General features: G+C 44.3%; 23 protein-coding genes. 12 read left to right on the forward strand and 11 right to left on the reverse strand.

Features of this window, described 5'->3' with window-relative positions:
• Window positions 1–9 precede the first annotated feature (9 nt).
• From B5444_RS03730 to B5444_RS03755, 6 genes are read left to right on the forward strand one after another with little or no spacing between them, the layout of a single operon-like run.
• The gene (locus tag B5444_RS03730) at window positions 10–243 is read left to right on the forward strand and encodes a sulfurtransferase TusA family protein (protein ID WP_079653897.1); all 234 of its coding nucleotides are present in this window, start codon (window positions 10–12) and stop codon (window positions 241–243) included.
• Window positions 240–542, forward strand: a complete 303-nt coding sequence (locus tag B5444_RS03735; RefSeq protein WP_079653898.1) for a DsrE family protein — start codon at window positions 240–242, stop codon at window positions 540–542. The genes B5444_RS03730 and B5444_RS03735 overlap by 4 nt, the downstream gene beginning before the upstream one ends.
• A gap of 1 nt (window position 543) precedes the next feature.
• On the forward strand, window positions 544–888 hold the full coding sequence (locus B5444_RS03740) for a DsrE family protein (protein ID WP_079653899.1): 345 nt from the start codon (window positions 544–546) through the stop codon (window positions 886–888).
• Window positions 882–1,121 carry a DsrH/TusB family sulfur metabolism protein gene (locus B5444_RS03745; protein ID WP_079653900.1) on the forward strand — a complete coding sequence of 80 codons (240 nt, stop codon included), beginning with the start codon at window positions 882–884 and terminating at the stop codon, window positions 1,119–1,121. The genes B5444_RS03740 and B5444_RS03745 overlap by 7 nt, the downstream gene beginning before the upstream one ends.
• Complete coding sequence (locus B5444_RS03750; RefSeq protein ID WP_079653901.1) at window positions 1,115–1,609, forward strand: 6-pyruvoyl trahydropterin synthase family protein; 495 nt, start codon at window positions 1,115–1,117, stop codon at window positions 1,607–1,609. The genes B5444_RS03745 and B5444_RS03750 overlap by 7 nt, the downstream gene beginning before the upstream one ends.
• On the forward strand, window positions 1,600–3,618 hold the full coding sequence (locus tag B5444_RS03755; protein WP_079653902.1) for a primosomal protein N': 2,019 nt from the start codon (window positions 1,600–1,602) through the stop codon (window positions 3,616–3,618). Before B5444_RS03750 ends, B5444_RS03755 begins: the two co-directional genes overlap by 10 nt.
• Here the strand turns inward: B5444_RS03755 and mqnC are convergent.
• On the reverse strand, window positions 3,612–4,697 hold the full coding sequence (gene mqnC, locus B5444_RS03760; RefSeq protein WP_079653903.1) for a cyclic dehypoxanthinyl futalosine synthase: 1,086 nt from the start codon (window positions 4,695–4,697) through the stop codon (window positions 3,612–3,614). The genes B5444_RS03755 and mqnC overlap by 7 nt on opposite strands.
• Before the next feature lie 23 nt (window positions 4,698–4,720).
• Between mqnC and ahcY the strand changes: the two genes are divergently transcribed.
• The 4 genes from ahcY to B5444_RS03780 are packed head-to-tail and all read left to right on the forward strand — an operon-like array spanning window position 4,721 to window position 8,701.
• Window positions 4,721–5,977, forward strand: a complete 1,257-nt coding sequence (gene ahcY / locus B5444_RS03765) for an adenosylhomocysteinase (protein WP_079653904.1) — start codon at window positions 4,721–4,723, stop codon at window positions 5,975–5,977.
• 18 nt (window positions 5,978–5,995) lie between these two features.
• A complete protein-coding gene (locus B5444_RS03770; protein ID WP_231967163.1) occupies window positions 5,996–7,420 on the forward strand; it encodes an RtcB family protein in 1,425 nt (474 codons plus the stop codon).
• 4 nt (window positions 7,421–7,424) lie between these two features.
• A complete protein-coding gene (locus B5444_RS03775; RefSeq protein WP_079653906.1) occupies window positions 7,425–7,982 on the forward strand; it encodes a sulfite oxidase-like oxidoreductase in 558 nt (185 codons plus the stop codon).
• A complete protein-coding gene (locus B5444_RS03780; protein ID WP_079653907.1) occupies window positions 7,958–8,701 on the forward strand; it encodes a pseudouridine synthase in 744 nt (247 codons plus the stop codon). Before B5444_RS03775 ends, B5444_RS03780 begins: the two co-directional genes overlap by 25 nt.
• Here the strand turns inward: B5444_RS03780 and radA are convergent.
• From radA to B5444_RS03805, 5 genes are read right to left on the reverse strand one after another with little or no spacing between them, the layout of a single operon-like run.
• Window positions 8,690–10,021 carry a DNA repair protein RadA gene (gene radA / locus B5444_RS03785; protein ID WP_079653908.1) on the reverse strand — a complete coding sequence of 444 codons (1,332 nt, stop codon included), beginning with the start codon at window positions 10,019–10,021 and terminating at the stop codon, window positions 8,690–8,692. The genes B5444_RS03780 and radA overlap by 12 nt on opposite strands.
• Window positions 10,022–10,042: 21 nt before the next feature.
• Window positions 10,043–10,705 (reverse strand): RibD family protein, encoded by a 663-nt coding sequence (locus B5444_RS03790; RefSeq protein ID WP_079653909.1) that lies wholly within the window; start codon window positions 10,703–10,705, stop codon window positions 10,043–10,045.
• The gene (locus tag B5444_RS03795; protein ID WP_079653910.1) at window positions 10,702–11,325 is read right to left on the reverse strand and encodes a CDP-alcohol phosphatidyltransferase family protein; all 624 of its coding nucleotides are present in this window, start codon (window positions 11,323–11,325) and stop codon (window positions 10,702–10,704) included. The genes B5444_RS03790 and B5444_RS03795 overlap by 4 nt, the downstream gene beginning before the upstream one ends.
• On the reverse strand, window positions 11,322–12,323 hold the full coding sequence (gene ilvC / locus B5444_RS03800; RefSeq protein ID WP_079653911.1) for a ketol-acid reductoisomerase: 1,002 nt from the start codon (window positions 12,321–12,323) through the stop codon (window positions 11,322–11,324). Before ilvC ends, B5444_RS03795 begins: the two co-directional genes overlap by 4 nt.
• 12 nt (window positions 12,324–12,335) lie before the next feature.
• The gene (locus B5444_RS03805; RefSeq protein WP_079653912.1) at window positions 12,336–12,704 is read right to left on the reverse strand and encodes a Gfo/Idh/MocA family oxidoreductase; all 369 of its coding nucleotides are present in this window, start codon (window positions 12,702–12,704) and stop codon (window positions 12,336–12,338) included.
• An 18-nt stretch (window positions 12,705–12,722) separates the two neighbouring features.
• On the opposite strand from B5444_RS03805, the gene prfB reads away from it, so the two are divergent.
• Together prfB and B5444_RS03815 are read left to right on the forward strand one after the other, a co-directional pair.
• Window positions 12,723–13,835, forward strand: a complete 1,113-nt coding sequence (gene prfB, locus B5444_RS03810) for a peptide chain release factor 2 (protein ID WP_079653913.1) — start codon at window positions 12,723–12,725, stop codon at window positions 13,833–13,835.
• 13 nt (window positions 13,836–13,848) lie between these two features.
• Window positions 13,849–14,442, forward strand: a complete 594-nt coding sequence (locus tag B5444_RS03815) for a hypothetical protein (protein ID WP_079653914.1) — start codon at window positions 13,849–13,851, stop codon at window positions 14,440–14,442.
• On the opposite strand, the gene hisG is transcribed toward B5444_RS03815, so the two are convergent.
• The 5 genes from hisG to B5444_RS03840 are packed head-to-tail and all read right to left on the reverse strand — an operon-like array spanning window position 14,408 to window position 23,701.
• Window positions 14,408–15,034, reverse strand: a complete 627-nt coding sequence (hisG, locus tag B5444_RS03820; protein ID WP_154021732.1) for an ATP phosphoribosyltransferase — start codon at window positions 15,032–15,034, stop codon at window positions 14,408–14,410. The two genes, B5444_RS03815 and hisG, sit on opposite strands and share 35 nt — an antisense overlap.
• A gap of 19 nt (window positions 15,035–15,053) precedes the next feature.
• Entirely contained in the window at window positions 15,054–18,530 is a 3,477-nt protein-coding gene (locus B5444_RS03825) for an Eco57I restriction-modification methylase domain-containing protein (protein WP_079653915.1), read from the reverse strand.
• Window positions 18,523–21,726, reverse strand: a complete 3,204-nt coding sequence (locus tag B5444_RS03830; RefSeq protein ID WP_079653916.1) for a helicase-related protein — start codon at window positions 21,724–21,726, stop codon at window positions 18,523–18,525. Before B5444_RS03830 ends, B5444_RS03825 begins: the two co-directional genes overlap by 8 nt.
• 16 nt (window positions 21,727–21,742) lie before the next feature.
• On the reverse strand, window positions 21,743–22,438 hold the full coding sequence (locus B5444_RS03835; protein WP_079653917.1) for an RsmE family RNA methyltransferase: 696 nt from the start codon (window positions 22,436–22,438) through the stop codon (window positions 21,743–21,745).
• A 3-nt stretch (window positions 22,439–22,441) separates the two neighbouring features.
• Window positions 22,442–23,701 (reverse strand): nicotinate phosphoribosyltransferase, encoded by a 1,260-nt coding sequence (locus B5444_RS03840; RefSeq protein ID WP_079653918.1) that lies wholly within the window; start codon window positions 23,699–23,701, stop codon window positions 22,442–22,444.
• Between the last annotated feature and the right edge of the window lie 9 nt (window positions 23,702–23,710).

The following is a 23,710-nucleotide window of genomic DNA, read 5'->3' on the forward strand; positions in this document are numbered from 1 at the left end:
TTAATCTCTATGGAGTACGACAAGGAGCTGGATATAAGAGGTGAGGTGTGTCCCTTCACCTTCGTCAAGAGCAAGCTTGTGCTTGAACAGATGCAAGTAGGACAAATTCTTAGGGTCGTAGTAGACTATGAGCCTTCTGCTGAGAGTGTCCCTAAAAGTATGAAGGAAGAGGGTCAGGAAGTTTTGTCGGTAAACAAAATAGGCCCTAAAGAATGGGAGATAATAATCAGGAAGGTAAGATGAAGTTTCTGCTTTTGGTAACAAGCAATCCCTTCTCCAAAGACTACAATACAGTCTTCAAACTTGCTAAAGAATTAAAAAATCACGGCGAGGTGGTCATCTTCTTTTCAGGAAACGGTGCTTACTATATCCTCAGGAAAGAGTGTAAAGAGCTTCATGACCTCGGTATACGTATGCTTTATTGCGCTCACTCGGTCCATCAAAGGGGTATAGAAAAGCCTTTGGATTTCTTTGAGAGCAGTTCAACCTATAACCTCTCCAGGATGCTGCCCGAGTTTGATAAGATAATAGCCTTTAACTGACATGAAGAGCATAGTGTTTTTGATAAAAGGAGATCCCTTCTCTTGGAAGACCCATGAAGCTGTAAGGGTAGGCCTGGCGCTAGCCATAAACTCTGAGGTTTACTTGGTGTTCATCAGGGATGGGGTCTATGCCCTCTCAAGATGGAGCCCAGAAGATCTTCAGATATATGGCTTTGAAAAGCTCCTTGAGAACATAGAGTATGTAAACGCCAAGCTCGTGGTTGAGGATAGCTCCGCAGAGGAAAGGGGTTTAAAGCCCAAGGACTTTATAAAGGAGCCTATCTTTATGAGCGTGGAGGATATAAGTAAGCTCATAGATCAGGCTGGAGCTGTGTTAGTATGGTGAACACTCTGTGGCTGGTGAGGAAGCTAGGAGACTTTTCCTCTGACCTGGTTCAAGAGGACGATGTGGTTGTGCTAATCCAGGACGGAGTTCTTAAGTTTCCAAGCAAGAAAAACTGGTATGCCTGCAAGGAGGATACCCTGGCGAGAGGTTTAAAGCTACCGGAGGACAAGCTTCTAACCTACTCTCAAATAGCGGAGCTGGTGGTTAAGGCCAAGAAGGTGGTAGTATGGTAAAGTGGGTAATAAGCAAAACTTTTAGGTTTGAGGCAGGACACCGCGTCTGGAAGCAGAACTTGACCATGGGAAGGGGTTCTGTGTTTACCAAAGAAATACCCCAGAACAAGTGCATAAACTTACACGGCCATAGTTACGTCTTAGAGGTTTACCTTGGTTCTGACACCCTAAGCCAGCAGGAGATGGTGATGGACTTTTATCACCTAAAAAATGCCCTTAAGGACCTCATAGAGGAGATAGACCACAGTTTTATAATAGACGTGCACGATCCCATATATCCAGAGCTCAAAGCTGTGGCGGAGAAGTATGGGGCCTTTAAGATATTCCCTGTAGAATTCTGTCCAACCGCTGAAGCTCTGGCCAAGTTCTTCTATGACTTTCTCAAAGAAAAACTAAAGGAGGCTGGGCTTTTAGAAGAGGTTAAGGTAGTAAAGGTTGTCCTCTGGGAAACTGCTACCTCCAAGGCCGAATACTCTGAATGTACCTGAGGGTTTCCCTCCCAAACAGTAAGACCATCAGTGTAGATGCAGACTTTCCCTTTGATACCAGTCCTCTAGGTTATAGGGTGCTGATTAACAACACCACGGGTATAGTGACCGGGATAGCTACAGCGGGTGAAAGGCAGGAGGTGGAGTTTCCTGACTATAAACCTGTCACCACTGTCCAGCATATAGAAGCGGTAAGGTTTGTAGCTAAGGCTTACGGCCTTATACCCAACCTTCTCCTCTTTGAGCTCTTACCTTCGGAGTTCTTATGGAGAAAGACTACGGTGGTATCTTACACAGGGAAGACTCCTTCTTTCTTAGACAAGAAAGTCCTGGAGGTTATAGAGTACGTAAGGTCTAGAGGAAAGATGGAGAAAGACAAACTGGTGGAAAAGTTTGGAAAAGACATTGTTGACAAACTCCTAAGGATGGGCTTTTTGAAGGAAGAGGACCTTTGGAAGGCACCCAACCTTAAAGTAAAGTTCTACAGCCTTGGGGTGAGTTTTGAAGAGGCCCTAAGGAGGATAGGAAGGCTTAGAAAGAAGGAAGAGAGGCTTACGCTTATTGCTTACCTCAAAGATAGGGTGGTATCATCTGAGGAGCTTTCGGAGATAGGCGTACCCAGGTCTGTTCTTAGGGACCTTGTAAAAAGGGGGATAGTAAGGGAGGAAGTGGGGTACGTGAGTGCAATAAGATCTCAGATAAAGCTCCTAAGACAGCCATCGGTAGAACTTCTAAGGCCCTTGGGTAAAAACTCGGTGGTTTACGGAAGCCTAAAAAAGCTACAAGACATGCTCACATCTTTAACCCACAGAAACCTGTCCGATGAAAGGTCCACTTTTGTTTTCTGTCCTAGCCTTGAGCTGCTCTCTGGGTTGGAAGATACGTTGGGGTCATTGTTTGGAGAAAGGCTCAAGGTCATCTCTTCCAAGGAAAGGCCTAAAGATTTGGTTCAGTCATGGTTTTCTCTGGATGAACCTTGTGTCCTCTTGGGAAGTCAGAAGTCACTTCTAGCTCCTGTTAAAAATCTGGGAACTATCGTGTACTTTGGACCTCCCGATGGCCGCATGCATAACGGCATCAGCTACCTTACCTTCTTGTTCCGTTATTCCAAGCTTGTGGGTGCAGACTTGGTAGTGTTTAACTCTGTACCCAACCTCTATCTATACATGGCTATAAAAGATGGTACCTTTCAGGGAATGGACCTATCTTACACCGCGCAGGTCTTTGTTCTCAAAAGACGCGGAGAGAATCTCATAGACGAAGGTCTAAAAAGGCTTGTGGATCCAAACAAAAGCACTCTTCTGCTCGTCAACAAGGCTGGGTATGCTTACGCTTACTGTGAGAGGTGTGCGGAGATATGTCAGTGTCCTGTATGCGGCAAGATGCTTAGTCTGTCCAAAGATGGTAGCAGGGTCTTTTGCGCCTCCTGTGGCTACAAGACTAGCGTGTGTCCTAAGTGTGATAGTCCTGTAAGACCCTTAGGCTTTGGTGTGGAGAAGGTTCTGGAGGAGGTTCAAGAGACATGGAAGAACCTAAAAGATTTTGACGTTAGGGCCATGCCTAGCTTTTGGAAGGAGTACGAGCAGGTTTTAGTCCTGAACGTGGACAACATCCTCTCGGTGGCTAGCTTTGAAGCCCGGGAAAAGCTCTTTAGCTACCTCTTTACCGCCCTTAGCGTGGCCAAGGAAAGGCTAATAGTCCAAACCTTCTACCCTGAGGAGGTAGTCTTCCAAGCTTTGATGAAAAAAGACCCTAAGATCTTCTTAGAGGAAGAACTTTTGGAGCGCAAGGAGGAGAACCTCCCACCCTTTACAAGACTGATAGTAGCCTACTACAAGGATACTTTTGACGAGAGGTACCTTATACCCATAAGGAAGTTGGTCCACTGGATGAGGACCGTAAAGACGGGAAGTCTAAAACAAGTCTATCTGTGCGTTCCTCACAGGAACTCCCCGCAGGTCCTTGCCCATGTAAGAAGGTACAAACCTATCAGGTTGTACGTCTACTGAAATACCCTGACTATGTTGTAGTAGGTGTCTCTCTGAGCTGGGATAAAGCCAGCTGCTCTTATGGCCTGGACCATGTCTTCCACCTTGGGTATGCTCACCTTGTAACTGGTAGAAGATATTACGTTTTCCTCTATCATCACGCTGCCCATGTCGTTGGCTCCAAAGTGAAGACCCACCATACCTACTTGCATGGTTTGGGTCACGTGTGAGCTTTGTATGTTCCTGAAGTTGTCAAGGTATATACGGGATAGAGCAAGGACCTTAAGGTAGTAAACGGGGGAAGCTTCTTGAAGGTGGTCCAGTTGAGTGTTTCCCTTCTTGAAGGTCCAAGGGATGAAGGCTGTAAAACCACCTGTCTGATCCTGTATACGCCTCACTCTCTCCAAGTGCTCCACTATGTGCTGAGGTTTCTCTATATGCCCAAACATCATGGTGGCCGTTGAAGTCATACCAAGCTTATGGGCAGTCGTGTGAACAAGTTCCCACTCTTCCACAGTACACTTTCCAGGGCTCAAAAAGCTTCTTACTTCCATAGAGAGGATTTCCGCTCCACCACCTGGTATGGAGTCAAGGCCTGAATCTTTCAATCTCTTTAGAACTTCCTCCACACTCAGCTTTTCTATTCTGGCAAGGTAGACTATCTCGGGGGCTGAGAGGGAGTGTATCTGTATGTGTGGGAAGTGCGCCTTTATGGTCCTAAAGAGATTCTCATAGTAGCTCAAGGGTAGGTCTGGGTTTAGACCACCCTGCATGAGGAGGGTGGTACCACCCCAGTCCACAAGCTCCTTGACTTTCTGAAGTATCGTGTTTATATCCAGTACGTAACCCTCTGGCGAGCCTACCTTCCTCTGGAAGGCGCAGAACTTGCAACCGGCAACGCAGATGTTGGTGTAGTTTACGTTCCTATCTATGACGAAGGTAACTATGTCATCTTTGTGGAACCTCTTTCTGACCTCATCGGCTAGAAGGCCAAGGGTTGAAAGGTCAGCCTTCTCCAGGAGGTAGAGGGCTTCTTCTTGGCTTATCCTCTTACCTTCCAATACCTTTACCTGTATAGATTCCAAGCTTAACGTTCTCATAACATTCTAAAATATAAGATACTATGCAATACCATGTGAAAGATTTGTCTTTGGCTGATGTAGGTAGAGACCGTATTGAGTGGGCCGAGAAGGATATGCCCGTGCTTAGATCCATAAGGGAAAGGTTTTCAAGGGAAAAACCCTTCCAGGGTATGCGCATAGGTGCCTGCTTGCACGTAACCACAGAGACAGCCAACCTGGTGCTAACCCTAAAGGAGGGTGGAGCAGAGGTATTCCTGGCTGCCTCCAATCCCCTTTCCACCCAGGATGATGTAGCGGCTGCTTTGGTTAAGTACTTTGGTATACATGTTTTTGCCGTGAAAGGAGAGGACACGCAGACTTACTACTCACACCTGAGGGCAGTGATAGAGAGCAGGCCAAACATAGTGATAGACGACGGTGCAGATCTCATTTCCACCATACACAAAGAGTACCCTTCCCTGGCTGAGGAGATCCTAGGTGGTATGGAAGAGACTACCACAGGAGTGATAAGACTCAAAGCCATGGCCAGAGACAAAGTCCTTAGGTTTCCCATAATTGCCGTCAACGATGCTTACACAAAACACATGTTTGACAACAGGTACGGGACTGGCCAGTCTACCATAGATGCCATCCTCAGGGCCACCAACAGGCTACTGGCGGGTTCTTACTTTGTGGTAGCCGGCTATGGCTGGTGCGGTAAGGGTGTAGCTCAAAGGGCAAGGGGCATGGGAGCCATAGTCGTAGTCACAGAAGTGGATCCCATAAAGGCACTGGAGGCTCGTATGGATGGCTTTTTGGTGATGCCCATGCGCGAGGCTGCCAAGATAGGAGACTTCTTCGTTACAGTCACGGGGAACACTTCCGTCATAAGGGAGGAGCACATAAGGCTTATGAAGGATGGAGCCATCATATCCAACTCGGGACACTTCAACGTGGAGATAGACATCCAGGCCCTGGAAAGGCTAAGCAAAAGCAAGAGGAGGATAAGGGAGTACGTGGAAGAGTACACCCTTGAGGACGGAAGAAGGATATACCTGTTGGCTGAAGGAAGGCTTGTAAACCTTGCTGCGGCTGAAGGACATCCGGCTTCTGTTATGGACATGTCCTTTGCCAACCAGGCCCTCTCGGCTGAGTATATCCTTAAGAACCACAGCAACCTACAGAAGGATGTCTATAAGGTTCCCGACGAGATAGACAGGCAGGTGGCAATGCTAAAGTTGAAGGCTATGGGTATACAGATAGACGAGCTCACTCCGGACCAGATCAGGTACCTCTCCTCCTGGGAGCATGGCACCTAAGGTTTAACTTTAATAAGTATGAAGGAGCTTTTGGTAAAGGAAAGTGATTACGTCTACGTGCTTCCGAAAGGAACAGTACAGGGACAGAAGGTACCCGTCTACTTTTACCTAAGTGACAAACTCTTTGAACTCCTTGAGGAAGATGCCATAAAGCAGGCGGCAAATGCCTCCACCCTTCCCGGTGTGGAAGGAGCCATATACGTAATGCCAGACGTACACGTGGGCTACGGATTTCCTGTGGGTGGTGTCATGGCCACAAGACTGGAGGACGGCATCATAAGCCCCGGTAGCATAGGCTACGACATAAACTGCGGAGTCAGACTCATAGCCACAAATCTAAGAGCTGAGGACATAGTCCCAGTAAGGAAGCAGCTCATGGAGAGGATACTACAGGAGGTGCCAGCTGGCGTTGGATCCACAGGTAAGATAAAGCTCTCCAGGAGCGAGCTGAGGGAGGTGGCTGTAAAGGGTGCCAGATGGGCTGTGGAAAGAGGCTTTGGCTTTGAGGAGGACCTTGAACATATAGAGAGCTTTGGAGCCCTTCCTAACGCTGACCCTTCCTACGTTTCTACAGATGCCTTTGACAGGGGTTCCGATGAACTGGGTACTGTCGGATCAGGAAACCACTTCGTAGAAGTTCAGGTGGTAGATGAAATATACGATCAAGAGATCGCTAAAAAGCTTGGTTTGGATGTGGGACAGGTATGCATAATGGTACATTCAGGTTCAAGGGGCTTTGGACACCAGGTGTGTGTGGACTACCTGAGGATAGCTAGGGAGAGCCTAAAGAGGTATAACATAGACCTTCCTGACATGCAGCTGGCGTGCATGCCCATAAACTCAGAGGAAGGTCAAGCATATTTTAAGGCCATGAACAGCGCTGCCAACTATGCCTTTGCCAACAGGCAGATACTAGGCTTTATAACAGCCGACACCATAAGGAAGTTCTTGAGGATATCCTGGCAAGAACTTGGTTACAGGCTAATCTACGACCTTGCCCACAACATAGGCAAGGTAGAGATCCATAAGGGCAAGAAACTCCTAGTGCATAGAAAGGGAGCCACGAGAGCCTTTCCACCCTACAACCCAGAGGTACCGCCAGCTTACAGGGACATAGGACAGCCTGTACTCATACCAGGAGACATAGGCAGATACTCTTTCTTACTTGTAGGTCAACCCAGGAGTATGGAGATAAGCTTCGGAAGCGCATGCCATGGCGCGGGTAGGGTCATGTCAAGGACTAAAGCCAAGGAGTTCGTAAAGAAGGAAGGATTGGAAAAGATACTAAAGGACCTTGTAGTGGTGGCAAGAGGTAAGGGAACCATAATGGAGGAGATACCACAGGCATACAAGGACGTCTCTGAGGTGGTCAGAGTAGTAGACGCCCTGGGCATAGCCAAGATGGTACTAAGGCTTAGACCTGTAGGAACTTTAAAAGGATAATCTCATGGAAAGGTTACCACCAGGACAAAGATGGATACCAACTCCCATAGTCTACGACATAGTGGACCATATCCCTGACTGGGATATGGATTCTTACAGGCTTAGAGTATTTGGTCAGGTGGAAAATCCGCTGGAGCTAACCTACCAACAGGTGTTAGAGCTTCCCTCCGTCCAGATAGTAGCCGACTTTCACTGCGTTACAAGGTGGAGCGTAAAGGACATACAGTGGGAAGGCGTGCCTACCAAGGTGATAGCAGAGTTGGCCAAGGTAAAACCTACGGCCAAGTACGTTATGATTTACTGCCTGGAGGGCTACACCACAAACCTACCCATAGAGTACTTCTTGGCTGAGGACAGCCTTTTGGCTTATAAGATGAACGGACAAGTGCTGCCCAAGAGACACGGCTACCCTCTAAGATTGGTAGTACCAAAGCTTTACGCTTGGAAGAGTGCCAAGTACGTCTGTGGCATAGAGTTCATGGAGGAGGACAGGCCAGGTTTTTGGGAGCAGAGGGGCTACCACATGAGGGGAGACCCATGGAAGGAGGAAAGGTACTGGTAAGGTTAAACAGATATCTCTCCATGTGCGGTGTAGCATCCCGTAGGAAAGCAGACGAACTTATCAAGGCTGGCAGGGTAAAGGTGAACGGCATAGTGGTTAGAGAGTTTGGCTACAGGGTAGACCCTGAGAAGGATACGGTAGAGGTAGACGGAAAAGTAGTAAAGCCAAAGGGCTTTGTGTACATAATCCTCAACAAGCCATGCTGTTACCTTACACAGCTTGGAAGCTCCAAGGACAGCAAAAAGACCATAGAAGAGCTTTTGAAGGATGTGCCCGTGAGGGTTTACCCAGCGGGTAGGCTTGACTACAATGCTGAAGGACTCCTACTCCTCACCAATGATGGAGAGCTGGCCAACAGGGTACTCCACCCACGCTACAAGCTTCCCAAAGTCTACCACGCCCTCGTAAGAGGTAAGGTTCACCCTAACACGTTAAAGCGTATGTTAGAAGGTGCTCAGCTTGAAGACGGTTTTGCCAAACCAGACTCTGTTCGCATCATAAGGTACGAAGAGGATAACACACTTCTTGAGATAGTCTTTCACGAGGGAAGGAAGCATATAGTCAAAAGGTTCCTGGCCCACTTTGGTCATAAGGTCTTAAGGCTCAAGAGGGTAGCCATAGGTCCCATAAAGCTTGGAAAGCTTCCTCCAGGAAAGTGGCGATACTTAAACAAGGAGGAGGTAGCCAAGCTAAAGAAGGCATTAGGTCTAAAAGAGTAGCTCCACAGCCTCCTTTATGGAGGATACAGGGTAGATCTCCATACCCTCTACCTCTACCATGGAACCCTTTGGAACAATAGCCTTTTTAAAACCAAAGCGTAGAGCCTCCTTTAGTCTTATGTCCGAGAAGTGTACGGCCCTGACCTCCCCAGCGAGTCCCAACTCGCCAAAGATGATTGCATCTTCTATAGCTTTGTTTTTAACAGAGGATACCACTGACAGGGCCACAGCAAGATCTACAGCAGGCTCCCTCAGTGATAGTCCACCTACCACGTTTATGAACACATCCTTGTCCCTGGTGAATATCTTCACTTCCTTCTCAAGTATGGCCAGGATAAGGGCAAGCCTGTTTACATCAAAGCCTTGTGTCTTGCGCTGGGGTGTGGTGTATAGAGCATCCACCGTAAGAGCCTGAACTTCCACAAGCACAGGCTTACTGCCTTCTGTATAAGGAAAGACCACACTACCGGGAGCTTTAACCCTCTCCTGTAGGAAGAAGGCAGACGGTTCCAACACCTCCTCCAGACCCGCGTCCGTCATCCTAAAGACGGCCATCTCTCCTACAGACCCAAAGCGATTCTTTACCACCTTCACCACCCTGTAGAAGTTAAACCTCTCACCCTCAAAGGAAAGGACCGTATCCACTAAGTGTTCCAATACCTTGGGACCGGCTATGGATCCCTCCTTGGTTATCTGACCCACTATGAAGACAGGAATCTCCAAACCTTTACATACCTCAGCTATCTTAAAAGCGCATTCTCTAACCTGGGCCACGGAACCAGCCGAAGATTCGAGGAGCTCCGAGTGTATGGTCTGGATAGAGTCTATTACCACCAAGGAAGGCCTCATGTTCTGTATGGCTTGGACTATCTTGGAAAGATTAGTCTCCGTGTACAGGTATAGATTTTCTGACCTTATGTTTAACCTCTTTGCCCTTAGGGATATTTGTCTTCCTGATTCTTCACCTGAAACGTAGAGTACAGGTCCCTCTTCCTTGGAAAACCTGTCGCACACCTGCAGGAGAAGAGTAGACTTACCTATCCCTGGTTCTCCAGCTATGAGTACCACCTGACCAAGGACAAGGCCCCCACCAAGAGCTTGGTCTAAAGCTGGAAAGCCACTACTCCTCCTCTCTTCTTTTACCTCTTCCCACATATGGAGGGGTATGGGTTCTGAAGTGGAGGGAACGCTTTGAACCTTTGGACTTTCTACCTCCTCCACCATGGAGTTCCAGCTTCCACAGGATGGGCACCTTCCGTAGAGTTTTACACTGGCATACCCACACTCTTGACAAACATACCTAGTCTTTAGCTTCTTCATACAGGTTTTAAAGATAGGTCTTTAACGGACCACTTCCCACTCGGTTATAAGGTGGTGTCCCCTCTTGAAGTGAGCCCTAAGTCTTAGGTTTAGGAGGTTCCTAAGGCTCTTAAAGCCCTCTCCCCCAACCAGGGTGGGCACGTTCTCGCCGCCTACTATAACGGGTATGTGTATGAGCCTTATCTCATCCACAAAGCCTCTTTTGACCAGCTCCCAGTTTATGGAGGCTCCACCCTCCACCATAAGGCTCTTTATGCCTCTGTCTACCATTATGGGCATAAGCCTGTCAAAGTCTACAAGGTCTTCGCCCACTATCCAAACTTCAGCACCCAGCTCCTTTATCTTGTCTATCCTCTCCTTAGGAGCCCTAAGAGTAGTCACTATGACGGTGGGAGCGTCCTTTGAGAATATGTTGGCATCCAGGGGAACGTTCGCAGTAGAACAGGGTATTATCCTTATCGGGTTCTTACCCTCCACGTACCTCACGGTGAGGCTAGGGTTGTCCGTCCTGACTGTCTCACAGCCCACCATTATGGCATCCACCTTTGCCCTCATCTCGTGTAGGTACCTGTAAGCCTCGTGGTCCATAAGGGTCATAAGCTCTTTGCTAGAAGCTCCCCTGTACAGAGTAAGCTTCCCGTCTACGCTCACCTCAGAGACGATGATGATGTAGGGCCTTTTCATTCGTATTCCCTCCCGAAGTGTTTGTACAGGTAGACTATCCTGAGGATAAGGGAGGTCAATGTCAGGACGGTTATGAGCTTAACGCCGAAGGAAAGCCCAAGGGGAAGGTTAAACCTTTCAAAGATGGTAAAGATTATCAGGGTTATGTGGGATTCGGGTCTTCCGAAGAAGCCCACACCCTCCAGAGGGTCCTGTATCTTACCCTTTATCCTAGCCTGGTAGCCTATCTCCGAGTAGACTGTGGGCTTTATAAAGGAGTGTATCATGGAAGAGGTTATGAGGGTTATAGCCACGAAGGGACTACTGTAGAAGAAGGCCACCACACCGAAGACAAAACCGTCGACCCATTTGTCCACAACCCAATCAAAGACAGCACCAAACTTAGAAGGCCTGTCTGAGAGCCTTGCCACTGTACCATCAAGCAGGTCAAAGAGGCCAGACATAGCCAATAGGAAGGCACCCGTCAGCAGCTTGTGCTCGTAGAAGGCGTAGGCCGAGGCCATACCAAACATAAGTGAGAGAAGGGTTATAAGGTTGGGGGGAAATCCAAGCCTGTAGAGGAGAACACCGACGGGTGTGTATATCTTCTTCAGGCTTTCTCTTCTGTTTGTGAGGTTCATTTTAGCTCCTTCTGAGTAATCCAGGGCATCATCCTTCTTAGCTCCTGGCCCACCTTCTCTATGAGGTGTTCTCTATCCCTTTCCAGGAGGGCGTTGAATACGGGTCTTCCTGCTTGGTTTTCGAGCACCCACTCCCTGGCAAACTCGCCCTTCTGTATCTCCTCAAGACCCTCCTTCATGAGAGGTTTTACCATCTTGTATATCCTCTCGCCCCTGGTTACATCTCCGTACTTAGCCGTGTCCGATATGGAGTACCTCATACCGGCTATGCCGTACTGGTATATGAGGTCCACTATGAGCTTAAGCTCGTGAAGACACTCGAAGTATGCCACCTCTGGCTGGTATCCTGCTTCCACAAGGGTCTCAAATCCAGCCTTTATGAGGGCAGTCACTCCACCACACAGCACCCACTGCTCTCCGAATAGGTCCGTCTCCGTCTCTTCCTTAAAGGTGGTCTCTATAACACCTGCCCTCGTAGCTCCTATAGCCTTTGCATAAGCCAAAGCCTTGTCCTTACAGGTACCAGAAGCATCTTGATATATGGCAACCAGGGCAGGAACACCCTTACCCTCTTCGTACATCCATCTTACCAAGTGTCCCGGTCCCTTTGGAGCCACCATGAACACATCCACATCCTTCGGGGGAACGATCTGCTTAAAGTGGATGTTAAACCCATGGGCGAAGGCAAGGGTCTTAGAAGAGTCCAGATGTGGCTCCACACACTCTTTGTAAATGGCAGGCTGTACCGTGTCGGGTGTTAAAAACATTATTATGTCTGCCCTCTTTGCAGCTTCCGAAGGAATGTAAACCTCAAAGCCATCTTCTGTTGCCTTCTTCCTTGACTTACTGTTTTCTGGAAGCCCTACGATGACCTTTATGCCGCTGTCCCTTAGGTTCAGAGCATGAGCATGACCCTGGCTTCCATAACCCAATATGGCCACGGTCTTGCCTATAAGGGGCTCAAGGGTTGCATCTTGGTCGTAATACACTTTAGCCATCTTATTCCCCCCTCAGTAAGGATATTCGGAAGCACTCTTGGTTATCAGTACCCATATGAGGTAAGCTACAGGTTCTGGTACCAAAACGGTTTTTTTGTTTCCCGTCTGCATAAGTATATCGTGAAGGTCTGACCTGATCAAGGCATCGCCCGTAAGGTCGAAGAGTATGTCTATGCTGTCCTCTAAAGCGCGTAGCATATCCCTAGCATCTCTAAAGTAGGCTATTCCCTTCTCCTTGGCAAGCTTTACGCTTGGTAGGTCTTCTTTAGGTTCTGCCACCGCTATTACCTTCACCTCGTCCCTGTTTACCGCAAGGAGGGCTTGCAAGAACTGGCTTCCTACTCTTCCAAGGCCAGCTATGGCTATGTTTATCTTTCGCATGGCTTATATTTTAAATCTATGTTTGTAGAGTTAAAACAAAAAGTAGACGAGCTAAAGGAGAGGTTCCAGGAGATAAAGGAGAGCTTAAGACCCCAGAGTATGGAGGAGGAGTTAAAACTCATAGACGAGCAGATGTCTTCACCTGACTTCTGGAACGACCAGGAGAAGGCAAGGCAGCTCACCCAAAAGAGAAAATGGCTTGAAGAGTCCTTGGAAAACCTGAAGAAGGTAGAAAAATCCTTAACTGATGTAGAGGAGATATTAGAGATCACACTCCCCGAAGACCTTGAAACCCTGAGCATGCTGCAGGAAGAGGTAGAAAACCTAGAGAAGTCTGTAAAAGATCTGGAGATAAAAACCTTCCTGTCTGACGAGATGGATCCCAAAAACGCCTACCTTACAGTGCAGGCTGGTGCCGGTGGTGTAGAGGCCTGCGACTGGGCCAGCATGCTTTTGAGGATGTACAGGCGTTGGGCAGAAAAGCATGGCTACGAGGTGGAGCTAATAGACATAAACCCCGACGATGTGGCAGGCATAAAGAGCGCCACTATACTCATAAAGGGTCCATATGCTTACGGATACCTGAAAGGCGAGAGTGGTGTTCACAGGCTTGTGAGGATATCACCCTTTGACGCCAACGCAAGAAGACACACATCCTTCGCATCCGTCTCTGTGGTTCCAGAGATAGATGAAAACATAAACATAGAGATAAGGGAAGAAGATATTGAGATGGAGACCTTTAGGGCAAGTGGAGCTGGTGGCCAATACGTCAACAAGACAGACACGGCCGTCAGGATAAGGCACAAGCCAACGGGTATAGTAGTCACATGCCAGCAGGAAAGGTCCCAGTTCCAGAACAGGATGAAGGCTCTGCAACTCCTAAAGGCCAAGCTCTACCAGCTTGAGCTTCAAAAGCTTGAAGAAAAGAAAAAAGCCCTTGAGGGTGAGAAGACAGACATAGCCTGGGGACACCAGATAAGGTCTTATGTGTTCCAACCTTACCAGCTTGTGAAGGACCTGCGTACAGGTCACGAAGAGGGAAACGTAGAAGCCGTCATGGATGGAGAAATAGACGGTTTTATAGAAGCTTACTTACGTTGGAAAGCCAAGGATAAAGTAAAAACCCAATAAAAAGGAGCGTGTCATGGAACTTCAAATAGTCTTAAAAAGCAAGGAAGACCTTCAGACTGCCCTTGAGCCCTTTAGAAACTGGGAGGAGCTCTCTTACTCTTTGGAGGAGATACCCTACGGGGACTGCTTTCTGTACGTGGCAAGGGTAGAGGATAAAGACTTTGAAAAGCTAGTAGGCATATTCCAGAGTAAAGAGGAGGCCATGGGAGCCTTCCTGACCCTATGCATGGAGTACGGATGGGAAGAAGTGCCCAAAAGCTACGTGATATACCATGCCGTCTTTGATGGAGACAGACTTGTGGCTGCCATAAAGACAGAGCAAGGTATAGAAGAGTACGTCCAAACCACCCTTGAGGATATGATAAAGAAGATAGCATCCTATCCTAGGGTCGTGGCCTTCTCCTACGATGTAGTCACCTACATAAAGGACATATACCCAGACATAGACAGCAAGCTTTACCTTGTAAGCAAGGAGCTAAACAAGCTTGGTCTTGAAGTCCCATCCGTGGAAGGTCTATCCAACAGACAGGCCATAGAACTCATAGAGAGCCTTTTGGAAAAGCTGCCACCCGTCAGCAAACCTCTAACAGAGTGCGAACAAGCTTGAGGATACTTTCCCTTTTGGTACGGTAGCTTACCCTGTTGCATATGAGCTGCGCCGTGGATGTCCCTATCTCCTCGTAAACTATAAGATTGTTCTCCTTAAGAGTCCTGCCCGTCTGCACCAGGTCCACTATGCACTCAGACAGGCCAAGCAAGGGAGCAAGCTCCACAGAACCGTTTAGTACCACAAGACTGGTTTTTATTCCCTTCTTGCTAAAAAACTCCCTGGCTATGTTGGGGTACTTGGTGGCTACCTTAAGGTGTGTGCTCTTTTTGTAGTCTTCAAAAAACTCTGGCCTTCCGGCCACCGCTATCCTACAAAAGCCAAAGCCAAGGTCATACAACCTGTAGACATCTGCAGGCCTTTCCAAAAGCACGTCAAGACCCACTATGCCAAGGTCTGCCACTCCGTTTTCTACGTACACAGGTACATCAAAGGGTTTGACCAGGTATAGCCTAAGGCTTCCTACATCCACCACCAGCTTCCTGCCCTCCTCCACCCTTTCGGTTATGAGCCCTATTTTCATCAGAAAGTCTAGACTCTCTTCAAAAAGTCTGCCCTTTGGCACAGCAAGGGTCAACCACAAAGAGTTCATGGAAAAACATTTTACGTTACTACTCGCGGGATTGCCCAAAATATCTTTCCACGATTCTTATCTCATCCTCTGTAAGCCCGTAGAGTTTATACACCAGCTGATCAATCTGACGTTGGTACTCATTAACTTTCTCTTGCTTTTGTGAATTTTCAAGATAGTCTTCAGATTGGGTAATAGAAAGGATTTGGTCAACAAGGTTTTCTATTTGTTTAACTATATGTTGGTTTTGTGGAGTGATGGGGGGAATGGGAAGTTGTTCTATTTTATCTTTTGCTCCATAAGCATATTTTCCGAGAGTTGACAGATTGGTAAATAACAGTAAAAGATAATCAGCGAATTTACTGTTTAAAATTCCAATAAGATATTTCAAAATAGACGTTTCCCCAGTAATCATAAATAAAGCATTCGTTAGATATAAACCTGGTGGAATATATGCGAAATTGTATCTTCCACTTACATGTTGCCACACAATTTTTTCTTTTTCAAATTCGGGGTAGTAAGTTGCGGCACATCGCTGTAGGGCATACCATTCATATCTGATACCTGTTTCTTCTTTTTTTCTTTTTAACAGTGTATCTTTAAATTGTAAAAGGTGATTATAAATACTTGGATATTGCTTTTTAAATTCTTGCTCTGCCCTTATGCTTGCTCCCTGAATTGATGAGTCATCATGCAAAGGAAAATGCCAAGGAATAAAAATAACCCACAACCCCGCCCATTTATAGTAATACTTTCCAATATCCCTACCTCTTAAAACAGGTTTTATTATTTCTTCTGTTCTTTTTCTCTCTTCTTCTGTTCTACAGTTAGCTAATATCCTATTCCTGGTTTCTGTGTCAATTATAAATGCCTCGTTGTAGCCTGTTACAATCCCTATATAAATTTTTACATCCCATTCTTTTAGTGGTTTTCCAACACGTTCTATTTTTTCTTTTAGTCTTAAAACTTCTTCATCTTCAAGAGTCCAGCATTTATCATCAAGTTTTTCTTGCGGAATGAAGTTGTAGTTATTTTCAATGTATGAGATTACATCTTCACCTGGCGGTAACGATCTGACGTTAACAAATTCTACCATGCCTGTAGGAGTTCCAGGGCTAGCTTTTTTCCTAACCAGGATTATGTTCGTATCAACGGTCTGCTCAAACACCCTATAGCCACTAAAATCGATGATCTTCAAAACCTCCGTTTCCTGTTTTAAAAACTTCCTTAATTTTTCTCCATATTTTGCTCTCATCCACTTATTGCTTGTTATAAAACAGAGAATTCCGTTGGGTTTTAAGATCTCCAATCCCTTTTCATAGAAGTAAGTGTATAGGTCAGCTGTAGAGTCGTAAATTTTATATTTTGCCTTTTGTAATAGTGGTTTAAGTTCTTTTATCCTTTTATGCCTGACATACGGTGGATTTCCTATTACTATGTCAAAACCCTTTTTACCATTTTCTTCGTGGAACACTTCTGAGAAGTAAACCTTAAAATCAAACTCCTTATGTCCGTTTGTTATCTTATGGATTAAACCATCAATTTCTTCCCTTAATTCTCGTTTTTTAATCGGATGTGTCTCATTGAAATATTGACGTTTTAAATGTTCAAGTTCCAAAAGATCCTTACTATTAAATAAATTCTTTTCAATTCCCAGAAGAGAATTTCCAACAACTACCTTATAATCAAGGTTTGGAAGTGGCTTTATAGTATGAAAATCTTCCTCATCTACAATCAGAGAAAGCCAAAATCTCAATTTACATACCTCAACTGCACCAGGATCTATATCAACACCATAAAGAGAGTTTTCAATACAGTGTCTTTTTAGATCGTATGTCTTAATTTCTTTTCCAGTGTATACAGAAAGCAATTGCCTTAACTTTACAATCTCGTGCAACATACCTATTGGAAATGCACCTGAACCAACTGCAGGATCACAAACTTTTACATTAGCTAACAGATCATCAATAAGCTCAGCATTATCTCTTATAACTTGTGGTATCTGACTTTCATATTTTGTAGATTTTATTTGCCCTTTTTCAATTAAGTCTTGTTTTTCAATGGCTGTTTGCTCTATTTCTTGGATAGAATCTGCCATTTTTACAAACTTTTCAATCTCATCTCTGAGGTTTTCGGGCTTGTTGGGAAGCCTTGAGCTTAGCTCACTCTCTAGGTAATAAACCAAACTTTGCTGACACATGTAGTGGACTATTTCCCTTGGTGTGTAGTAGACACCATACTCTTTGTTAAACTTTGTTTCATCTCCTTTCTTACCAGACTTTAAAACCTTCACGTATTCATCAAAGTTATCAGATCTTATAGCGTTTAGTTTTTCATAGATTTTTCCAAGCAGTTCTGGATCAAGGGCAACCTCTTTATCAAGCGGCTCCTCTTCATTCACAGTAAAGTTATACCTATCAAACACATCAAGTATTCCGTCTCCTATATCTCCTTCCTTTGTTTTGTTTTTGTTTGAGAAAAGCTCATTAGGAAGAAGGATATCAACGTTTACCCAATCATAGTTATTTATTGGATCGAATAAACCACCGTTTAAAAATGGAATTCTGCAGTTAAACCTGCTGTAGTAATGGTCATCTGCACTTCTATCAGTTCTTAGTGCCTCATAAAAAAGTGGTTCAAGAATATCATTGAAGAAATTATCATAATCACCATACTCTCTGTTAAACAGCCTCCTTATAAAATCCTTTGGTCCTGTTCCCCAATCTTCTCCCTTTTTAACTCCAAACCACCCCTTCTTCTGCAAAAAGTATAAAAATGTAATCTGACCCAAAAGCTTCTTCGCAAAGTCAACAGTGTCTATATTTTTGCTTTCAAATTCTTGCTTTACCCTTGGATCTTTTTCTTTAAGCTCCTCAAGTTTTTCTTTTGTTCTTATAAATAGATCCCTGTATTTCTCAAAGAACTCCTCCGTGACCCTTTCAACGCTGAATGCTTCCTCTAAATCCTTCAAGGTTATGAGAGTATCCTTTTCAAGCAGTGGGACAAACCTGCTCTGTGCTGTATGACTCTTTTCATTCTTGCCAACCAGGAAGGAAAACCTTTTTGCAGGTGTAAGCTCTTCTTTAACCTTTGTTCCTTCAAAACGATAATCCAGCTTAACAAGAGAAAACCTCCAATCTTCACTATTAGGAGATACAAAAGCTACTAGTGCTGCATCCTTAAACTCTCCGCCCCTACTTCCTTTTAAGTACCAAGCAACAAAGTTCCTTTGCACTGTTCTGGCTCTTTCAAGGGAAGTTTCCTTTTTTAGAGTGACTATCAGTAGATCAATCTTTTCTTCTTTTTCTTGCTCTTTATCATAGTTGACATATTTACCGATTCTTTCTAGTGATTTTATGTACTGTTTAAAGGGATCGGGAATATAGTTACCCTGGTAGACAAAGGGTTTATCCTCAAAGGATTTCAATAAATTCTTAAGAAACCTGACGTACCTGTCCCTATCAAAAGGCTTTTCAAATGTTTCTCTTACGATCTTCTTAGCCTGCTCTTTATCCATCTTCTTCCCTCACTAGATAAAGCGAGAGTACAACCTCTTCGTTTTCTTTTATTTTAGCAGAAGTTTTTGCATGGTGGTCATTAAGAAATGTGGCCGGCACTTTTCTTTTTAATACATCTATTACTTTTAATGGATCCTGTATTCCTTTTCCAAGTTTCTCTAATTCTTTTAGAATTTCCTTTACTATTCGTTTTGGTAGGACTCTTTCTTCTAGCCGCTTTATGATTATGTTCAGGAACTTTTTATCCTCTTTAGGAATTTGTTCACTGTTTCTCTGTATTGCTTTTAGGATTTTTAAAAGTTTGGCATAAATGTCAGAACCACCATGTCCGTGAGGTTCACTGTTTTCTTCTGCAGTTGCATTAGAGAACGCATTTCTATTTTTATTAAGGAGTTTATAATAATCCTCAAGGGATAATTTTGCTCTTTTCTCATCCTGCGTGCTTTCGAGAATCTTTGCGGCTGTCAAGAAATCAAGCTCTATGGCTGTCTCTTTTTCTCTGTCTGAGATAAAGAATTTCATTAGCTTACCTTTTCTGAAGAAAGTGATTAGCGAGTTAGGAGGAGCAATATCCCTTAAGGATTGAGGGATTATTTTTGCAGAACGAGCTTTTTTAGGAAGATTCTGTATTTTTTTAAAGAGCTTAGGGTTTTCATCACGGATTTTTTCAATAATCCTCAAATACTTCAGTTCACTTTCTTCCTCCTCTTCATCTTCCATGAGTGTTTTCTTCGAAAGCAGTTTATCAAACAGTTCATGAGAAGAAACAGGTTCTCCTTCGGTTAAGATTGCGCTATCGCTACCCAGTAACGTTAAAAAGGCTTCTATCTTTGAACGAGCAATTTTTGTAAGCTCAATTTCAGAGTCTGCTTGTATTGTTGGGAAAAAGTTGAAAACATAAATCTTATCAAACTCTGTGCCTATTCTGTTAACCCTTCCTACCCTTTGCATTAATCTTGTTGGATTCCAAGGTATATCGTAGTTTATCACGATGTTTGACCTATGAAGGTTTACACCCTCAGAAAGAATGTCTGTCGTAACAAGTATTTTATAATCATCCTTCTTATCTTTTGCTCTTGCATCAAAGTTTTCTATGATCTCATTCTTTACCTTTTCAGACATACCACTATGAAACAGGAGAGCAGTTCGACCAAACTTTTCGTTTATCTTCTCAGCCAAGTAATCAGCTGTTTCTTTAGACTCCGTAAAGATTATTATTTTCTTGTTCTTGAGGATTGGGTTATTTTCTAATTCGTATAGCAATTTTTCAAGCTTTGGATCCCTATTTATAGATTCCCACATAGACTTTATCTTTTTTAAAATCCCTAAGTCTTTTTCTAGATCTTCTTTAAACTCGGGTTTAAAATCTTCACTATTGTATTTTTTTACTTTCCCTTTATCAATAAGTTCCTGGATTTTTTCATCATCACCTTCTTCCAAATATTCAATTATCTTATGTATGCTAATGTCTTTACTTATGTAGACATTTCCGTTCTCGTATTCTTTAATAAACATTTCGTAGGAGCGAATAAACCTGTCCACGCTTTTTCTGAATGCATAAAAGCTGCTTTCAAGACGTTTTACGAGAAGTACCTTCATAAAACTGCCCATGTTTTTTTGCGATTGTTCTTCCAGTCGAGTGATGGACTTCTTTAGATAAAGTAATGGCATATAACGTGCATACCTAAACTCCTGGGTTATTAACCTTACGGTCTCCATAAATATCCTGTCTTCATCATCGTTTAACTGGTAATAAAAGGGCTTTGGGTCTTCAACTTCTGGAAATTTAATATTGTTTTTCTCTAAATCCTCTGCAAAATATTTTGCAATCTCCGATCTTGTCCTTCTAACCATTATATATTTCAAAACCTTATCTCGGATTTCCTTGGCGTTTTCTCTTACTGTTTTCAGATATTGCTCATAGTCTTTTTGGCGATCAACTTTTTTTAATCTCTCTTCAAGCTTCTTGAAAAATTTCTCAAGGTCTCTAACACCTGGTATAGTACTGTTTTTTGGGCTTTGAAATAGTTTAATCTGTGCTAGAATATCTCTTGGTGAGTTATTATAAGGAGTTGCAGATATCAAGATTACTCTTTTTCCGCGGCAGACTTCAGAAATTTTTTCATAACTAACGGTTGTTTCATTCCTGAAGCGATGAGCTTCGTCTACGATGATATTTTTATATTCTCTTTTCTTTATTGACTCTACTGCCTCATCTAGCTTACCAATTGATACAAAGTCAGCTGGGATACGAAAATCGGAAAAAACATTAGGCCATGAACCTGGATTATTTTTGTCAATAAGCGCAGGTGGAGCTATGACAAGTGTTCTACCATCAAGCTGTTTTACGAGCATTGCTGCCATGTAAGTTTTACCAAGCCCTACCACATCGGAAAGGAAAACACCACCGTACTCTTCTAGTATTTTTTTGGCGTTTAAAACTGCTTGTTTTTGGTATTCGAATTCTTTAAAACCTTCAGGTAAATACTGTAGGAAAACCTCATCAGATAAAGAAAGCTCATCCTTAAAATACTCGTACAGGAACTTAAGGTATAGTTCATAAGGGGTGATATCTTCTTTCAGCCAGGTTTCTTCACTGATTGTTTTAGTGAACACTTCAGTGATGTCAATGGCTTGTTCCCACAACTCTTCAAACTTACGTTTTGCAAATTCATAATCAGCTCTGTTTTTTAACTCCACGTTGAACTCAAGGTTGTCTGTAAGTCCAGATTGAGTGAAATTGCTTGATCCTGTGATAACCCTTCCTACATCTCTATCCCCTTCTTTAAAGGTGAATATGTACACTTTTGCATGAAGTCTACGGGATGGATAAGCTTTTATCTCAAGCTTATTTTGTCTTATCCACTCAATAAACTTTCGAACTCCTTCCTCAACTTCTAAACTGTCCTCAGAGTTGTCCATTTCATCCTTTATACGGGTCTTAACATCCTCCTCTACATCTTTGATAGAGTAAGCTTCTATGATATATTTGCTTACTTCGGGCGTTGTCCCCATCCCTATAAGGATCCTTATTTTCTCTGCGTTTTCTAGGGCTTTGTAAATAGCATGAAAGCCTGTTATGTGAAAGTAACCTGTGATGCAATCAAAGCTTCTGCAATCTTTTATGAGCTTTATGAACCTGTCTTTTAGCGTTTCACCTTCTTCGTTTACAAAGAAGGTCAGGTCAGATGCCATACAACCCCCTTAATAATTATACTAGGTTTGTAAGTATAGCTACGGCCACTAAGGAAGCTGCCTCGAGGCGGTAGGTGTAAGGCTCCAACCTGAGGGCTATAAAACCCTTGTCTTTGAGCATCTGGACTTCTTTGCTGGAAAAGCCACCCTCTGGACCTACCACCAGGCTTATACTTTTTACACCTTCAAGCCTTAGATCCTTGATCTTTAAACCTTCCTGGTAGTTATCAAGAACTAGGTTTAAGTCTGAGGTGGTCTCAAGCTTGGAAAGCTCCACCGGATGGTCTACTATAAGAGGCTCCCTCCTGCCGCACTGCTTTAGGGACTCGAGCGATAGCTTTTCCCATCTTGGTAGTTTTTCCAGTATGGTTTTCTTGTCCCTGAAGCTCCTTTCGGATATGACGGGCACTAGCCTGTGCGCTCCTGCCTGGCTTACTCCTACTATAACATCCTCCATGGTCTTTAGGTGTACAGGTGTGCACTGGTAGAGGGTTATGGTGGGAAACCTCGGTGTGTATTCTATCCTCTCTACTATTTGACATATGCCTAAATCTTTTTGAAAACCCTCGAACTTGCATAAAAACCAACCCTCTTGTGTTAAAACTTCCAGGAGTTCTCCTGCCTTTATCCTTTTTACCTTTAGGTGCTTCAGCTCTTGACCTTCTATGGCTACCTTCTGTCCATAGATTTTCTTGCCTAAAAACCTTTCCATATTTTAGTCTATTATCTCTACGGTGAAGTGGGCTTTCTGTAGGCCTTTTAGCTCGTCAGGTAGACTTTTGAGATCCTCCATAAGCGTCTGTTTTATCTTTTCCAAGGATGGCAAAGATTCTACGAGCTTTCCTTTCTCCATGATTTTTTTAACCAGGCCACCTTCCTTGTACCTTACTACTAGGTCCTTTTTGATGAGACTACCTTCGTACTCCCTTATTACCTGTCTTTTGTAGGGGAATGTAGCTTTGCCTGGGCTTGTTTTGTACTTGGGTTTGCCCTCGTACTCTACTAGCTTGTAAGCTATGTCTAGATATGGGCTGTCGGAGGATGTTATGAACTTGGTCCCTACTCCAAAGGCATCTATGGGGCACCCAGAGGATAAAAGGTCTTGGATGTCATACTCATCCAGTCCGCCGCTTACTACTATCTTAACGTGGTTAAAGCCTTCTTGGTCAAAGAGCCTTCTAACCTCTTTTGAAAGGGTTTTTAGGTCTCCGCTGTCTATCCTCACTCCTACTACCCTGTAGCCTTCCTTCATGAGTTTTATGGCCTTTTTGGCTCCTTCTATAGTGTCGTAGGTATCTATGAGGAGTATGGTTCTTTCTGGGTATACCTTGGCAAAGGCTCTGAATGCTTCTTCCTCTTCCTCGTATATCATCACAAAAGAATGGGCCATGGTACCAAACACTGGTATGCCAAACCTTAAACCTGCTTCAAGGTTGGAAGTTCCTGCAAAACCGGCTACGTAGGAAGCCCTGGCAGCATAGAGACCTGCCTCAAGACCATGGGCCCTTCTCAGGCCAAAGTCTATGAGTTGTTTGCCTTGGCTTACTAGAAAGGATCTTACAGCCTTGGAAGCTATTAGAGTTTGAAAGTGTATTGTGTTAATAACTAGGGTTTCCAACATCTGAGCTTCTATCAGGGGAGCTTCTATCTGTACCATGGGTTCGTTTTGGAAAACGACCCTCCCTTCTTCTATGGCGTACAGATCACCGCTGAAGGAAAAGCTTTCGAGGTAGTCCAGAAAGTCTTCTTCAAAGATACCAAGACTCTTGAGGTACTTGAGCTCTCTGTCTGTAAACCTAAAGTTCTGTATCCTTTCCACTAAAGTTTCAAGGCCACACGAGACTAAGAAGTTCCTGTTTGGAGGTAGCTTTCTTACAAAGAGGCTAAAGACGGCCTTTCCAAATTTCTTCTCCTTGAAGTACACCTGGGCCATGGTGAGCTCATAGAGGTCTGTATGGAGTGCAAAAGATAGCATAGTATACTA

This window comes from Thermocrinis minervae (assembly GCF_900142435.1).
Classification (GTDB): domain Bacteria; phylum Aquificota; class Aquificia; order Aquificales; family Aquificaceae; genus Thermocrinis_A; species Thermocrinis_A minervae.